Annotated in this window: 16 protein-coding genes; 5 read left to right on the top strand and 11 right to left on the bottom strand. The window is 66.3% G+C overall.

Annotated features, from left to right (window positions below; translation table 11 throughout):
- Positions 1-7 precede the first annotated feature (7 nt).
- Positions 8-868, top strand: a complete 861-nt coding sequence (locus ACRVY7_RS06815; RefSeq protein WP_064866455.1) for an LLM class F420-dependent oxidoreductase — start codon at positions 8-10, stop codon at positions 866-868.
- Positions 869-1395: 527 nt separating this feature from the next.
- Here ACRVY7_RS06815 and ACRVY7_RS06810 read toward each other — a convergent pair.
- The 3 genes from ACRVY7_RS06810 to ACRVY7_RS06800 form a co-directional block, all read right to left on the bottom strand.
- Positions 1396-1974 carry a peroxidase-related enzyme gene (locus ACRVY7_RS06810; RefSeq protein ID WP_431816504.1) on the bottom strand — a complete coding sequence of 193 codons (579 nt, stop codon included), beginning with the start codon at positions 1972-1974 and terminating at the stop codon, positions 1396-1398.
- A gap of 57 nt (positions 1975-2031) precedes the next feature.
- Positions 2032-2598, bottom strand: a complete 567-nt coding sequence (locus ACRVY7_RS06805) for a TetR/AcrR family transcriptional regulator (protein ID WP_431817048.1) — start codon at positions 2596-2598, stop codon at positions 2032-2034.
- 89 nt (positions 2599-2687) lie between these two features.
- Entirely contained in the window at positions 2688-3533 is an 846-nt protein-coding gene (locus ACRVY7_RS06800; protein WP_431816503.1) for an SDR family oxidoreductase, read from the bottom strand.
- Between the two features lie 190 nt (positions 3534-3723).
- On the opposite strand from ACRVY7_RS06800, the gene ACRVY7_RS06795 reads away from it, so the two are divergent.
- Positions 3724-5163 (top strand): flavin-containing monooxygenase, encoded by a 1440-nt coding sequence (locus ACRVY7_RS06795; protein ID WP_431816502.1) that lies wholly within the window; start codon positions 3724-3726, stop codon positions 5161-5163.
- Positions 5160-6119, top strand: a complete 960-nt coding sequence (locus ACRVY7_RS06790; RefSeq protein WP_431816501.1) for an alpha/beta hydrolase — start codon at positions 5160-5162, stop codon at positions 6117-6119. The genes ACRVY7_RS06795 and ACRVY7_RS06790 overlap by 4 nt, the downstream gene beginning before the upstream one ends.
- Here ACRVY7_RS06790 and ACRVY7_RS06785 read toward each other — a convergent pair.
- Positions 6116-7642: an acetyl-CoA acetyltransferase gene (locus ACRVY7_RS06785; RefSeq protein ID WP_431816500.1), complete on the bottom strand. Its 1527-nt coding sequence runs from the start codon at positions 7640-7642 to the stop codon at positions 6116-6118. The genes ACRVY7_RS06790 and ACRVY7_RS06785 overlap by 4 nt on opposite strands.
- A complete protein-coding gene (locus ACRVY7_RS06780) occupies positions 7642-8337 on the bottom strand; it encodes a class I SAM-dependent methyltransferase (protein WP_431816499.1) in 696 nt (231 codons plus the stop codon). The genes ACRVY7_RS06785 and ACRVY7_RS06780 overlap by 1 nt, the downstream gene beginning before the upstream one ends.
- Before the next feature lie 49 nt (positions 8338-8386).
- Here ACRVY7_RS06780 and ACRVY7_RS06775 point away from each other — a divergent pair, with 49 nt between their 5' ends.
- On the top strand, positions 8387-9355 hold the full coding sequence (locus ACRVY7_RS06775; RefSeq protein WP_431816498.1) for an NADPH:quinone oxidoreductase family protein: 969 nt from the start codon (positions 8387-8389) through the stop codon (positions 9353-9355).
- A gap of 281 nt (positions 9356-9636) precedes the next feature.
- Positions 9637-9912 (top strand): DUF2277 domain-containing protein, encoded by a 276-nt coding sequence (locus ACRVY7_RS06770; RefSeq protein WP_049698746.1) that lies wholly within the window; start codon positions 9637-9639, stop codon positions 9910-9912.
- 14 nt (positions 9913-9926) lie between these two features.
- On the opposite strand, the gene ACRVY7_RS06765 is transcribed toward ACRVY7_RS06770, so the two are convergent.
- The 6 genes from ACRVY7_RS06765 to ACRVY7_RS06740 are packed head-to-tail and all read right to left on the bottom strand — an operon-like array spanning position 9927 to position 14965.
- Positions 9927-10877, bottom strand: coding sequence for an amidohydrolase family protein (locus ACRVY7_RS06765; protein WP_431816497.1), 951 nt, complete (start codon positions 10875-10877; stop codon positions 9927-9929).
- Positions 10878-10910: 33 nt separating this feature from the next.
- On the bottom strand, positions 10911-11531 hold the full coding sequence (locus tag ACRVY7_RS06760) for a PaaI family thioesterase (RefSeq protein ID WP_431816496.1): 621 nt from the start codon (positions 11529-11531) through the stop codon (positions 10911-10913).
- Positions 11532-11577: 46 nt separating this feature from the next.
- Positions 11578-12951, bottom strand: coding sequence for an alpha/beta hydrolase domain-containing protein (locus tag ACRVY7_RS06755; RefSeq protein ID WP_431816495.1), 1374 nt, complete (start codon positions 12949-12951; stop codon positions 11578-11580).
- A gap of 9 nt (positions 12952-12960) precedes the next feature.
- Complete coding sequence (locus tag ACRVY7_RS06750; RefSeq protein ID WP_287001966.1) at positions 12961-13365, bottom strand: carboxymuconolactone decarboxylase family protein; 405 nt, start codon at positions 13363-13365, stop codon at positions 12961-12963.
- Complete coding sequence (locus tag ACRVY7_RS06745; protein ID WP_431816494.1) at positions 13362-14231, bottom strand: NAD(P)-dependent oxidoreductase; 870 nt, start codon at positions 14229-14231, stop codon at positions 13362-13364. Before ACRVY7_RS06745 ends, ACRVY7_RS06750 begins: the two co-directional genes overlap by 4 nt.
- Complete coding sequence (locus ACRVY7_RS06740; protein WP_431816493.1) at positions 14228-14965, bottom strand: SDR family oxidoreductase; 738 nt, start codon at positions 14963-14965, stop codon at positions 14228-14230. The genes ACRVY7_RS06745 and ACRVY7_RS06740 overlap by 4 nt, the downstream gene beginning before the upstream one ends.
- Between the last annotated feature and the right edge of the window lie 162 nt (positions 14966-15127).

Here is a 15127-nt window from a genome sequence, read left to right as displayed (position 1 = left end):
TTGCGGTATGGATTTCGGGATCGTTCAGTTCACCAGTGATCGCGGGCTCAAGCCGCAGGTGCTCGCACCGCTCATCGAGGAGGCGGGGTTCGCGTCTTACTTCGTTCCCGAGCACGGTCACATCCCCACCCGACGCGACGCCGCGCACCCGCAGACCGGCGATTCGTCACTGCCCGACGACCGCTACATGCGCACCCTCGACCCGTGGACGACTCTCGCTGCTGCTGCGGCGGTCACGTCGCGTATCAAGCTCGCCACGGCCGTTGCGTTGCCCGTGCAGTCCGATCCCATCACGCTCGCGAAAACGCTTGCGACACTTGACCACATCTCCGACGGCCGGCTGACGCTCGGCGTCGGATTCGGGTGGAACCTCGACGAACTCGCCGATCACGGCGTTCCGTCGAAGCGTCGTCGAACGATGCTGCGGGAGTACCTCGAGGCGATGCGCGAGCTGTGGACGGTCGACGAGGCCGAATATCACGGCGAGTTCGTCGATTTCGGCACGAGCTGGGCGTGGCCCAAGCCGCCACAGGGAGCGATCCCGACGCTCGTCGGTGCCGCAGGCAACGAGAAGAACTTCACGTGGATCGCGCGCAGCGCCGACGGCTGGATCACGACGCCCGGCGAGGACGACATCGCCGGCTCCGTCGCGCTGCTCCGACGCATCTGGGCCGACGCCGGGCGCTCCGGCGAACCGCAGATCGTCGTCCTGGACTTCAAGCCCATCCCCGAACGTCTCGAAGAGTTTCGCGACCTGGGCGTCACCACGGTCCTCTACGGGCTGCCCGACGACAGCGTCGAACGTGCCACCGCCTACCTCGCCAAGCTAGCGGGCAAGGTAGGCCTCGCCCCCGCCGCGGCCCGCTGATCGGCCCGCGCCAGCCCGCCGGTCGAGCCAACCCGCTGATCGAGCCGCACCGCCGCCGATCGAGCTGCCCCTCGCTGATCGAGCTTGTCGAGATCACTTCCAGCAGCGGTGGGTGGTCTCGACTCGGGTGCTCGCTGCGCTCGCGCCCGCTCGACCAGCGGTGGGCGCCGCGCCCGCTCGACCAGCGGTGAGGCCCGCTGATCGAGCTGCCCCCGCTGATCGAGCCAATCCCCGTTGATCGAGCTTGTCGAGATCCACTCGCCCGGCGGTAGGTGGTCTCGACTCGGGTGCTCGCTGCGCTCGCGCCCGCTCGACCAGCGGTAGGAGTCACGCCCGCCCCCGCTCGAGCCAGCCCCTCGCTGATCGAGCCAGCCCACCGCTGATCGAGCTGCCCCCGCTGATCGAGCTTGTCGAGATCACTCGCCCCGCGGTGGGTGGTCTCGACTCGGGTGCTCGCTGCGCTCGCGCCCGCTCGACCAGCGGTAGGAGTCGCGCGCGCTCGACCAGCGGTGGGTTTCGAGATCACCTCAGCCGGCGGCGGGCCCTCGGTCGAGCGAGTGGTACTCGGCGTTCGGCACGATCCCGAGGGCCGAGGAGATCCGGTTGGTGAAGTTGTACATCGCGGTCAGCTCGACGACGTCCCAGATGTCGTCGGGACCCAAACCTGCGGCCGCGAGGGCGTCGACGTCGGAACGCTCGACGGTCGCGGGCGCGCTCGTCAGCTTCTCGACGAAGGCACAGATGGCGCGCTGCCGGTCGGTCAGATCGGCGTGACGCCAGTTGAACGTGATCCGGTCGGCGTTGGCTTCGTCGTGCAGCTCATGCCGTAGCGCCTGACCGTGCGAGACCAGGCAGTACGTGCATCGGTTGATCCCCGACGCCACCACCGCGATCATCTCCCGATCTGCGCCCGAGAGCGTCTCCGACGGCTCGGTGACCTGTCGAAAGTGGTTGAACCACGCGGAGAATCGCTCCGGGCGATGTGCATACGCCGTGAACACGTTGGGCACGAAGCCGAGTTGCTCGGATGCCTTGCCGAACAGTTTCTGTAACTGCGGCGACAGTTCGTCGACCTCGGCGTCGGGGAAATATGATCCGCTGCTCACGGGACACGCTCCTGAAAGGGGTAATGACGGCCGGCTGTCGGCCGCGTGGTCACTCGATCACGCACGCGGTTGTGCGCTGAGCCCCGGCATCACAAAATTGTGGATGTACACCGCGACGGATCGCGGGTCGTCGGGGTCGATCGTCGTGCCGGGTACGGTGCCCAGGCTGATGAGGATGCGCGCAATCCACTCCGATGTCGTATCGATGTCGTGGCCGGCGTCGACCTCGCCGGCGCGGATCGCGGCCTCCACGTAGGGCCGCCAGAAGTCGGCGAGGTCGGGGACGAGGCCCGCGACGCCCGCACCCGCGCAAGCCGCGAACTCGTCTGGCTCCGCAGTGCGTAGGCGGAGGAGCAAAGCGCCCGGATCGTCGTAAGCGCCACGCCCGATTCGCACACCCGCGATGAGTTGTTCGGCGAAACCGTCGATCGTGTCGAGTTCGGTGCGGGCGTTGGCCCAGAATGCCTCGTTGAGTCGGACGATGGTCGCGCCGACCATGGTCTGCTTGTCAGGGAAGTGTCGATACAGCCAGGCGCGAGACACGCCTGCGACATCCGCGACCTGTTGCATGGTGGTGGCGCGGATTCCCTTGTCCGCCAACAGGCTCTCGGCGGCATCGAGCATCCGGTCGGTTGCAGACGCAACCTCGACCGCGCGGGACGCTCCGGTGGTCTCTGTCTGCACGATGCCTCCCACTCCACGTCAATCGCGTTTCACGTCAACTCGATGCGGCCGCTGCGTACTCCGGCGACGACACCACCGTCGACCAGGATATCGGTCCCGGTGATGAAACCGGAGCGCACCGGGTCGAGGAGGAACTCGACGGCGGACGCGATGTCTTCGGCCGTGCCGAAGCGGCCCGCGGCGCACTTGTCGATCATGGCCTCGTAGCTCGAATGCGCGAACTCGGCATTGAACTCGCGCCATCCCATCTCGGTCGCGGTGACGCCGGGGCACACCGAGTTGATTCGCGCCCCGCGGTCGCCCCAGATCGGCGCAGCGGACTGTACTCGAAAAATGTTGCCACGCTTGCTGTATCCGTACGCGAGGCCGCACGCGAACTCGGGTTGCATGTCGGGAAAGGCGAACATCGGCAACCCGGCCAACTCGCTGGCCGGAAGCGTCGAGAGTGCTGTGCCCTGCTCGGCGGTGACCGCGTCGGCGAAGATGTGTGCCGCGACGCTGGCAATCACGACGCCGGCGCCGCCGTCGGCGATGACCCGTCCGAACTCCTCTATGACGTATGCGGTGCCGACCAGATTCACAGCGACGATCCGCTCGGGAGTCGCCTGCGCCGGCGACACGCCGGCGGTGTGTACCAGCGACGTGACCTCGCCGAGCGAAGCGGCACGGTCGGCGAGTGCGGCGACCTGGTCGCGATCGGCGACGTCGATCGTCTGTGCGGTCACGTCGAATCCGCAGCGATGCAACGAGGAAGCCACTTCGGCGAGGTGCTCGGCGTCGTAATCGGCGATCAGCAGCGGCCGACCAGATCCGAGGCGACGCGCGATGGCCTCACCCATTCCGCCGACACCGATGACCGTCAGCACTGATGGCATGGTTTCTCCGCTCGATCGTCGGAAAGCGCCGAGGCGCGGGCTCTGCGCCGAACTCTATCAACGAAAGTAGACATTTTTGCCAAAGTGTTCACCGAGTGTGACGGCGAGGAGTAGACACAATCATGAATCTGTCAACTAGACGGTCGTCGACGCGCTCTCCGCGCGTCGTCATCACTACCGAAAGGGCAATATGAGCGCACGTCCACCGCAGACGGCTGTGATCGGCGCGGGCATCAGCGGACTGACCGCGAGCAAGATGCTGGCCGACTACGGCGTGCCATTCGCCACGTTCGAGTCGTCGGATCGTGTCGGGGGCAACTGGGCCTTCGGCAATCCGAACGGCCACAGTAGCGCGTACCGGTCACTGCATATCGACACATCCAAGCACCAGCTGTCGTTTCGTGATTTCCCGATGCCCGACGACTACCCCGACTTCCCGCACCACACGTTGATCAAGCAGTATCTCGACGACTACACCGACGCCTTCGGCCTCCGCGAGAAGATCGAGTTCGGCAACGGAATCACTCACGCGCAGCGCCTCGACGGCGGCGGTTGGGAACTCTCGACGCAGCGGGGCGAGACTCGCTATGCCGACCTTCTCGTCGTCGCCAACGGACATCACTGGGATCCTCGATTGCCCGACTTCCCGGGCGAATTCGCGGGTGCCGAGATGCATGCGCACTTCTACATCGATCCGCGTACGCCGCTCGACCTGTACGGCAAGCGCATCCTGGTCGTGGGGCTGGGCAACAGCGCCGCCGACATCGCGGTCGAATTGTCTTCGCGCGCACTTGAAAACACGGTCACCATCTCCACGCGTTCGAGTGCGTGGATCGTCCCGAAGTACTTGGGCGGCAAGCCCGCCGACAAGTACTACCGCACCTCGCCGTACATTCCCTTCGCCTGGCAACGCAAAATCGCCCAGGTCTTCCAGCCGCTCACCGCAGGTCGTCCGGAGAACTACGGGCTCCCCGCGCCCAATCACAAGTTCTTCGAAGCGCATCCGACGCAATCGGTCGAGCTGCCGTTCCGTCTCGGCGCGGGCGACGTCACGGCGAAGGGCGACATCTCGCGTCTCGACGGCGACACCGTGCACTTCGTCGACGGGACGTCGGCCGACTTCGACGTGATCATCTACGCGACCGGCTACAACATCACGTTCCCGTTCTTCGATCCCGACTTCATCAGCGCCCCCGGCAATCAGATCGATCTCTACAAGCGGATGATCTACCCGGGCGTCGACGATGCGTTGTTCGTCGGCTTCGCGCAGGCGACACCGACGCTCTTCCCGTTCGTCGAATGTCAGGCGCGGCTGGTCGGTGCGTACGCGGTCGGCCAGTATCAGCCACCGCCCGTCGACGAGATGCGCCGAGTCATTGCCGAGGATCAGGAGTTCTACACCGGCCACATGGTGCACAGCGCACGGCACACCCAGCAGCTCGACTACTTTCTGTACGAACACGACATGCGCACCAAGGAATTACCCGCAGGCCGACGACGTGCCGCCGAGATCGGCGCACCGAGTTGGGCTGGTGTTGCGGAGCGTTCGACGCGCAATGTCGAAGCCGCAACGGAATCAGCCGAAGCCGCAACAGAATTGGTGTCCACTAGCGACGGGGGAGCACGATGAACCAGTGCATCAGAGAAGACGTCACCTTCGACAGCGACGGAACCGACTGCCACGCCTGGTTCTTTCCGCCCGCGGCACCGTCGCCGTTCGCGGCGACCGGCGGTGTTCCCGTCGTCGTGATGGCGCACGGTTTCGGTGGCACCAAGGATTCGGGACTGGAACCCTTCGCTCGACGCCTCGCCGACGCAGGTCTCGCGGTGTTCGCCTTCGACTACCGGGGCTTCGGGCTCTCGGGAGGCTCACCCCGCCAACGGGTGTCGATGGCCGGCCAGATCGCCGACTACCACGCCGCGGCCGACGCCGCGGCACGTCAACCCGGTGTGGATGCAGGCCGCGTCGTCCTGTGGGGGCTGTCCCAGTCGGGTGGTCACGTCCTGTTGGCCGCCGCGGACCGGACCGACGTGGCTGCGGTGATCTCGGCGGTGCCCATGGTCAGCGGCGTGGCCGCAGGACGTCATCACCTTCCGCACGTCGGCGTGTTCTCGATGCTGCGACAGACTATCGACGGCATCGCGAGCGCGGCGTCGTCGAAAGTCGGTGGGGCGCCACACATGCTGCCGATCGTCGGTCGGCCGGGTCAGCAGGCGGCTCTCACCAGCTCCGGCTTCTACGAGAGCTACAAGGCTATCGCCGGACCGTCGTGGCTCAATGAGGTCGACGCGTCGGTCTCGCTCGAACTCGGCTCCTACCGGGCAGACAAGCACGTCGATCGCATCGACGCGCCGAAGCTCGTGCAGATCGCCGACTTCGATCGGGGAGCACCTCCGCACGCCGCCGCGAAGGCCGCGTTCAAGGCGCGCGCGGAGGTACGGCACTACCCGTGCGATCACTTCGGCATCTTCGCCGAGGTCGACCCGGCGGCCTTCGAGAGGGTCGTCGAACATCAGATTGCCTTCTTGACAAGGCATCTGGCGACTCCGGTCGAGCTCCGCGAGGTCGTTGCCGCGGTGAGCTAAGCCAGCCGGGCGCTGTTGGCCCCCTCGGTAGCCTCGATCGTCAGCTCGACGCCGAACGGGTCGCCCGTCTCGAGAAGCGCGAGCAGTGCGTCGTCGGAGGTGAGTGCGGCTACGCGGGTGTGGTCGTCGTGTGTTGTCGCGACGACCACGCCCACGGGTCCACGCTTGCCGTGATCGACGGTGTAGGTATCGAGAGTTGCTGAGCCCGTGAAGAACTCAGCGACAGGTCGCGGCGCGGTGTCGTCGAGACCGGCCTGCAACGCGCGATCGGACCGAGGTGTCCAGGTGGCCGGCGTCGTCGAATAGACACCGACGGACGTCTTGCTCATGATGCCGCCGTTGGCAACGACGAGGCCGAATGCGTCGGGTTGGCGTCGCAAGCGCTCGACGGTCTCGACGATCGCGTGGCTCGAGTAGTTGTGTCCCGGTCCGCCGAAGAAGGGCAGTCCGCCGGTCACCGTCAGACCGATGGGTGCGTCGACATCGAATCCCAGTGCGTCGCAGACGTTGAAGACGGGGATGGGAAAGCAACTGTAGAGGTCGACGGTGGCAAGATCGTCGACGCCGATCCCCGCCATCTCGAGCGCTCCGGACGTCGCGACGGCGGCCGCAGGGCTCGTGCCGAGGTCGGCTCTGGCGAGCAGCGCGTGTTCACGAAGGTCGGTATGCCCGTGGAGGAATGCCCACTTCTCGCGTGGTACTCCCATCTTCGCGGCGTTGGCTGCCGAGGTGAGAATGATGGCCGAGCCGACGTTCACCAGATCCCGCGCCACGACCAAACGCGGATATGGCTGTGCGATAACGCGATTGGTGTCGGTGATCGTCGCCAGCTCGTCCGCGCTGCGGATCACGGGCGATGCCGCAAAGGGATTCGCCGCCGCTACCTCGGTGAACGGGGCGAACAGGCGGCCCATCGCACGTCGATGATCGTCGACGCTCACGCCGAGGCTGTTGCGTCGTGCGTTCTCGGCGAGCGCATACGCCACCGGCATCGACGTCAGCCGGTGCCGGACCATCGTCATGTCGATGAAGTTCTCGAAATGCGGTCCGCGATCGTCGAGTTGACCGTCGATCTCTTCGCCGAAGTCGGGTCGGTCGTCGCGGTCGGCGAAGTGCCGAGCGGTCGATGTGGCCTCAGCGCCGACGATGAGCACGCAGTCGGCGCTACCCCTCGCGATTGCCTCGGCATGTTCGGTTACCAGGGACTGCGGCGACTGTCCGCCGACGACCTCGACGAGTACCCGCTCGGGCGCCAAGCCCACGCGCCGTGCGACCGACCGCGGATAGTTGTTCGAACGCCCCAGCGGACTGGGCACGTGCGGCATGTTCTCCATCTCGCGAACCGCAGCGATCACATCGATCGCTTCGGCTACGGCAGAGGCAGCACCGGTGTCGGACAGTGCGTTTCGCGTTGCGGCGGCACCGAGTTCGATGCTCGACCACGCCTGGTAGTCGGGCGTATCGATGCGATCGCCGGACTGCCCGACGCCGATGACGACCGGCGTGGTGGGGTCGATGCGCATCAGCGCGGCAGCTTTTTCCCGACGATGCCGGTGTCGCGACGGAGCACGCGCAGCGAGCCCTCTACGCGCACCTCGGTGAACTGGCCCGTCGCGAGTGCCTGACAGTAGATCTCGTACGGGGGCCTCCCGCCGTCGGCGGGGTCGGGGAACACGTCGTGGATCAGCAGCGCTCCACCGATCCGAACCCAGGGCGCCCAACCGTCGAGATCGTTCTGCGCGGCCTCCATCGAATGACCGCCGTCGATGAACACGAAGTCGGCGGGCGAACCCCAGATGCGTGAGGCGACGGTCGACGGCGCGAGCACACCGATCACCGTTTTCTCCAGATCGGCGTCGAACATCGTGCGACGGAAGCGTGCCGAGGTGTCGAGGGTGCCGGTGTGCGGGTCGACGAGCGTCGTGTCGTGGTACTCCCAGCCGGGTTGGTGTTCTTCGGAACCGCGGTGGTGGTCGACAGTCACGATGGTCGCGCCGAGGGGTTCGGCTGCGGCGCCGAGGAAGACCGTCGACTTTCCGCAGTAGGTGCCGATCTCAATGCCGAGCTTCGTCGAATCCGGTTGGGAGAGATACTCTCCGGCGATCTCGAAGAGTGTCTGCGCCTCGTCGAGCGGCATGAAACCGGGCGCGTCGTCTGCGACCTTGCGTCGGATGGCCGAGGGGGCTGACGTCGGCTGCGAGGCCGAGGGTGCACTCATGTTCCAGATCCTAATAGTGCGAGCGTTCGCTCCGCGTAGGGTTGGCTGCATGAAAGCACAGGTGCTCACCGCAGAGTCCGGACCAGACGGTTTGCAGTTGACCGAGGTCGACGATCCGACGCCCGGCGCGGGCCAGGTACTGGTCGACATCAAGTCGTGCGGCGTGTGTTTCCCCGATCTCCTGATGAGCCAGGGCAAGTATCAATTGAGGACTCCAGTGCCGTACACCCCGGGGACTGAGGTCGCGGGTGTAGTGCGCGTGGCGCCCTCAGACTCCGGATTCAGCGCGGGCGACCGCGTGCTGGTCGCGTCGATCGTCGGCGGGTTCGCCGAACAGGTCACCGCGGCACCAGAACAGTTGCTGCGACTGCCCGACGAGCTTTCGTTCGACGAGGGCGCCGCCATGGGCATCAACTTCCAGACTGCGCTGTTCGCCCTGAAACTGCGCGCACAGACCGCGCCGGGCGAGATCGTCGGCGTCCTCGGCGCCGCCGGTGGTGTTGGCGTGGCGTCGATTCTGGTTGCCAAGGCGATGGGCGCGACGGTGGTCGCGATCGTGCATCGCACCGGCGCCGAGCAGATGCTGCGCGACCTGGGCGCCGACCACGTGGTGCAACTGACCGACGGCTGGGGAGACCGGCTCAAGGAGTTCGCGCCCGAGGGCGTCGACGTCATGATCGATCCCGTCGGCGGCGATGTCTTCGACGAGGCACTGCGCCAGGTGGCGCCCGACGGGCGTTATGTGGTGATCGGCTTCGCCGCGGGCGGCATCCCGACCGTCAAGCTGAACCGTGTGCTGTTCCGCAACATCGCCGTCGTCGGTGCCGCCTGGGGCGAGTACGTGCGTACCCATCCCGACGTGCCCGCGCTGCTGCACGACGAGCTGACCGAGATGATCGAGGCGGGACTCCGGCCCCCGGTGAACGTCCGCTACCCGCTCGCCGACCTCCCACAGGCGTTGACGGATCTCGCCCAGGGGCGGATCCTGGGCAAAGCGGTCGTGCACGTCGCAGACTGAGGTTGCCCCCGCTGGTCGAGCTGAGCCTCGCTGGTCGAGCGGACTCCGCTGGTCGAGCTGAGCCCGCGGGAGTGGTTTCGACTCGGGTGCTCGCTGCGCTCGCGCCCGCTCAACCAGCGGGAAGCTTGTCGAGACCACCGCTGGTCGAGCTGGGCCCGCGGGAGTGGTTTCGACTCGGGTGCTCGCTGCGCTCGCGCCCGCTCAACCAGCGGGAAGGCCTGGTCGAGTCTTGCCCACCGCTGGTCGAGCTTGTCGAGACCACCAACCGAAGAGGAGCCACTATGTGCCGCAACATCACCGAGCTGCGCGGGCTCGAGCCGCCCGCGACCGACGACGAGGTCGAGGCCGCCGCGCGGCAGTACGTCCGCAAGGTCAGCGGAGTCCGGCACCCGTCGGCCGCGAATGCCGAGGCGTTCGAGGCAGCGGTCGCGGCGGTGACGGCAGCAACCGAAACGCTGCTCGACGCGCTCCCTGAGCGTCGTCAACCACCCAAGACGGTGCCGCCGCTGCGGCGACCCGAGGTGCAGGCCCGCATCGCGGCGTCCCAGTCGCGTTGAGTAGGCCGGTCACCTCACGCGCCGACGCCGAAGAGTGACGCCGCGTTCTCGTAGAACACCCGACGCAACCAGTCGTCGCCGAGGTCGAGTCGCACGAGAGCGTCGAGCCCCTCGGCGTAGGGATACGGGATGTTGGGGTAGTCGCTGCCGAACAAGATCTTGTCGCCGAGGTCGAGCAGGCGTGGCCGGAGCTCGACCGGGAACGGCGCACCCTCCTCGGAAAAGTCGGTGAACGACATCGTCGTGTCGAGCCGAACGTTCTCGTAGGTGTCGGCCAGGTCGAGGAAGGCCTCGTACTCCGGCGTACCCATGTGCGCGACGATCAGCGGAAGCGAAGGGAACTGCCGCAGCAGCGCGGCAATCGGTTCGGGCCCGGTGAAACGACCGGGCGTCGGTCCGGAACCGCAGTGGATCACCACCGGCACCCCGACGTCGGCGATCTGTGCCCAGACACTCGTGAGGCTCGGGTCGAGCGGCGAGTAGTCACCGACCTGGATGTGCGACTTGAAGACTCGCGTCCCGCGCTCGATCGCCTTAGACACATACGACGCCGCGTCGGGCTCCGGATAGAACGTCGACGTGTGCAGGCAATCGGGGTGGTGCGCGGCGAAATCGGCGCCCCAGCCGTTGAGCCACTCGGCCATATCGGCTTTGTGAGGGTAGATCATCGACGAGTAGACACGAACTCCGAACGCCTGCAACGCCGAAACGCGCACATCCTCGTCGGCGCGATAGGTGATCGGCCATTCCCGACCGATCATCGGCCCGACCGAATCGAAATACGCCCACACCTTGTCCATCACCCGGCGCGGCATGAAGTGCGTGTGCACGTCGATGATTCCGGGTAGGCCGAGGTCGCGCCAGAACTTCCGCACCTGTGCGGCTTCTGCAGCCGTGAACGGTGCAGGCGGGGTGTCGTGGTCGTGGGCGGCCGTATCTGATGTTCCGGTTTCTGGGTCGGTCACAAAATCACCGTACGCCGCGAGCGTCGTCGCGAACTACAGCTCGGGCACGTCCTTCGGAACTATGAAGAGTCCCTCCGCCTCGACGGTGATCCCGCCGGCGTCCGACAACGTGCCGCGCACGGTCTTCTTGCGACCCGTTCGTTCGACGATCTCGGCGCGAGCGACCAACTGTCCCAAGGGAGTCGGTCGTAGGTAGCGGAACTCGATCGTGCCGGTGTAACTCGCCTGGTTGTCGGCGGCAGCGGCTTCGCCGAGGACCTGATCGAGGACCAGAGCGCAGACACCGCCGTGGACATGCCCAGGTGGACCCTCGTAGGCGGCGCCGAGGGTGAACTCTGCGCGTACGCCACCGCCGTCGGGCGTCGAATGTACGGGCGGCGCGATCGCATTGCGCATCCCCATCACCGCGTTGCCCCAGGCCATGCCGACCAGATTGCTGGTGTACCGCACGCCGTAGGCGCCGTCCATCTGCTGGGAACGCAGTGCGTCGACGACGCTCGACACCGTGCGCTGGGCGTCGAGAATCACCTCGTCGTCGACCTCGGTACGGATGACGGCGTCGACGAGTTCACGCACCGACGCGACCAGCGGCTCGAAAACCGCTCGGCGTCGGGCGATCTCGTCGTCGGAGATGTCTTCGAGGGTGAAGTCCACGGGCGGCTCTCTTCGATCGGAAACGACACAAGCAGGCACAGTCGGGTCAGGGCGACAGCGGTCCGGGACGGGCGTCGGCCAAGACCTCGTCCCTGTCGACAGGGCTGATCACTCCGCGCGCGATGGCGTCGTCGGTCGATGCCTCGTACGCGCGCAGATAGTCGGCGCGGGTCCGATAGCGCGCTGCGAGTTCGTCGTCGGATAGCGGTGTGGTGGAGCCGAAGAGCACGCAGATGCGCGGTACGTCGCCGGTGACGACGCCGCTGAGTACCTCGGTCGGTGCATCCACACACGGTGTGCGAACGCCCCCGCGGACATTCCCCACGTCGTCGCGCGCATAGTGCGGCGAAGCGGCGGTGACGTCGACGTCGAGCGGCGCGGCAGGCGGTGGTGGCGTTCCGTTTTCGATCCACTCGCGCAGATGCGCCACCGCTGCGCGCAGCACGAACACCTGCTGGCCGCGGTTGACCGGCTGCGGACAGCCGAGGAGATCTTCGTACTCGCCGATCTGTATGAGATCCGCGTGCGACGTCCCGGCGACCTCCCACGCGCGGAAGACGTCCGTATCCGGTTGTCGCGCTTCGATATAGCGAAAATCGGTGAGTACATCGGTCTCTGTCTGCACGACGAACACCGGGGTTGTGGTGTCGGAGCGGATCGGTTGCGGTGGCCCCACGTAGGCGGGGGAGATGTCGATCGGCTTGCCCGGCTCGCCGAGGGGGAGTTGTCCGAGTGGGCGTGAGTGGATGAGTGCTGCATCGATCGCGCCGTGTTTCTGCGCGATCCGATTCACGTAGGTGGTCAACGCCATTGCCGATTGCGATTCACCTGCCGCGATCACCCAGCGTACGTCGAGGCCGGCGAGTGGGTGGCGTTCGGAGTCGTTGTCGCGCAGGGCTTGTGCGATCGACCCGAACATGTCGTAGCTGTACCCGTCGCCCGGATGATGCAGCCCCGCATAGCGCTCCGGGTCCTTCGCCTCCAGCGAATCACCCTGGACTCCTGCGGTTCCCGCGCCCGTCGTTTCGAGGTCGACGGAGTCGCGGCCACCTGCGATACCCGTGTACTGCGCGGAGATCCCAACGTATGCCGTACCCGTACGCACCAATTCCTGTGCGACGTAGGTGTATTCGGGCGCGGAGTCGGCGCCGCTGCTGACGTTGAACCATTCGACGACGACGTGACCGTTGAACTGCGCCGCGTCGGGACGACGTACGAGAATGCGTGTGGTGAACGGCGCAGGGTCGACACCGTCGAGGTCACCGTCCGGTCTTTCGACGAATCGTCGGGCAATCCCGCTGGCGGCGAACTCGTGTTCGGAATATCCATGGCCGGCGAGGTCGGGGCCGGGGGACGCAGACATCACGCTGGTCTGTCCCGCCCCGCCGGTCAACTCGCGGAAAGCGATCGTCGCAGTCATCCCTCGAGGCTAGCCCTGCTTACTCTGCGACTTGCGATACTTGCTGATCACCTGGCCGAACATCATGTTCATCTTGGTGCCCAGCGGCCAACCGACGTAGTAGCAGAGGAACAACGCGATCTCTTCGAGTTGCTCTGGTGTCAGTTCTTCGTTGCCCAGGGCGGCGCCCGCTTGGATCTCCGCGACGTCGACCTGTCCGCTCGCGGCGAGTGCGCCGAGCAGGATGAGCCGTCGATCGCGGATACTCAGCGCCGGTCGTGACCAGACCTCGGCGAAGAGCTGATCGGCAGTGTGCGCGAAGTGCAGGCCGGGGCCGTCGGACATCTCCCACCCGTAGACCTGCGACATCAGATCCAGTCCGCGTTTGCGTTGCTCGGTCTGGGTGTCGGGGTCGGGGGTTGCGTCGTCGGTCATTTCTCTCCTTCGCTGTGTGGCACGCCGAGGCCTGTTGCCAGATCGGCGAGTGCCTCTGTCCCCAAGGGCAATTCGACGTCGAGAGTGTCACCGAGGGCCAGCGCGAGCGAGAGATCCTTCTCGCCCAGCTCGCGGACGTGAGTGAAAACGCCGTACCAGAAGTCGTCCGGTTCGATCGGTGCCGTGGTGTCGCGCAGCATGATTGCACCCGCGCCGCCGGTGATGGCGTCGGTGTGGCGGACCACCTTGCCCAGTTTGGCGATATCGATGCCTGCCGCCTGCGCCAACCGCGACGCCTCCGCGGTTGCCGCGAAGGAGATGAAGTGCAGCAGGTTGCGAGCGAGCTTCATCTTGGTGCCCGCGCCGACGTTATCTCCCGCGTGGACGAGCATGTCGGAGGTCAGCGCGAACGGTTCCTTCAGGCGTACGTAGGCGTCTCGCGGCCCGCCGACCATCACGGCGAGACGTCCCTGCTCAGCGCCAGGCGCACCACCGGAGATCGGAGCGTCGAGCAGCGTCACTCCGCGTTCGGCGCAGACGGCGGCGAGGTCGACGGCTGTTTCGGGGCTGATCGTCGAGTGGACCGTCACGAGTGTGCCGGGCGCTGCGCCTTCGAGCAGGCCCGTCACCACCGTGCGGACCTGCGCGTCGTCGCGCACGCAGATGCCGATGATGTCCGACGACGTCGCGAGCTCCGACAGCGACGACGCCGCGCGTGCGCCTTGATCGACGACCGTGGCGACAGCGTCGGAGGCGAGGTCGAAAACTGTCAGTCCGCCAGGCCATTTCGCCAATCGGCCGGCCATCGGGCCTCCGATGTTGCCGAGTCCGACATAGCCGAGGCGTGACGCGGAGTCGGAAGTCATGAGCGGATGACCTGTCCGCCGTCGACGTTGAAGATCTGTCCGGTGACCCAACTGGCCTCGTCGGAGAGCAGGAACAGGCACATGCCGACCAGGTCTTCTGGTTGGCCGAATCGCTTGAGCGGCAGACGGTTGACGATGTCGGCGACCATCTCCTTGGGCGTCGTCTCGCGTGTCGCCTCGGTGTCGATCGGGCCGGGAGCGATCGCGTTGACGCGGATGTTCTGGCCACCGAGTTCGGTGGCTAACTGCTGCGTCAGACCGTTGATCCCGACCTTGGCGAGGCCGTAGAAGCCGCTGTAGAGCCATGCGGCGGTGGAGGATTGGTTGACGATGGCACCGCCGTTGCGCATGTGTCCGTACACAGCGCGGGTGACGTTGAGCGCACCGTCGAGGTTGACGCTCATGAACTTCTTGTAGTAGTCCCACGGCACGGTGATGAGGAAGTCGAGCTTCATGCCGCCGTAGATGGCCGCGTTGTTGACCAGGCCGTCAATGGAGCCATAGGCGTCGACGGTTGCGGCGGCGAGGGCCCGCGCGGAGTCGGGGTCGGAGACGTCGGTGTGGACGTACCGTCCGCCGATGTCGGCGGCGACCTTCTCGCCCGCATCGTCGTTGAGGTCGGCGATCACGACATTCGCGCCCTCGGCGGCGAGGCCGCGGGCGTACGCCTCGCCGATGCCGCCCGCGGCTCCGGTGACGATGTAGGTGCGATCAGTGAATCGTGCGGAAGTCATTGCGCTGCTGTCTCCTTCGGGGTTGGGGTGGGGTGGGTGGTCTGTTCCCGCTGATCGAGCTTGTCGAGATCACGCTTCGGCTTGCGGTGGGGTGGTCTCGACTCGGGTGCTCGCTGCGCTCGCGCCCGCTCGACCATCGGTGGTGTCGTGCCCGCTCGGCGT

The sequence above is a fragment of the Gordonia jacobaea genome, assembly GCF_965344965.1.
GTDB lineage: Bacteria > Actinomycetota > Actinomycetes > Mycobacteriales > Mycobacteriaceae > Gordonia > Gordonia jacobaea.
This window is presented reverse-complemented; position numbering and strand designations above follow the sequence as displayed.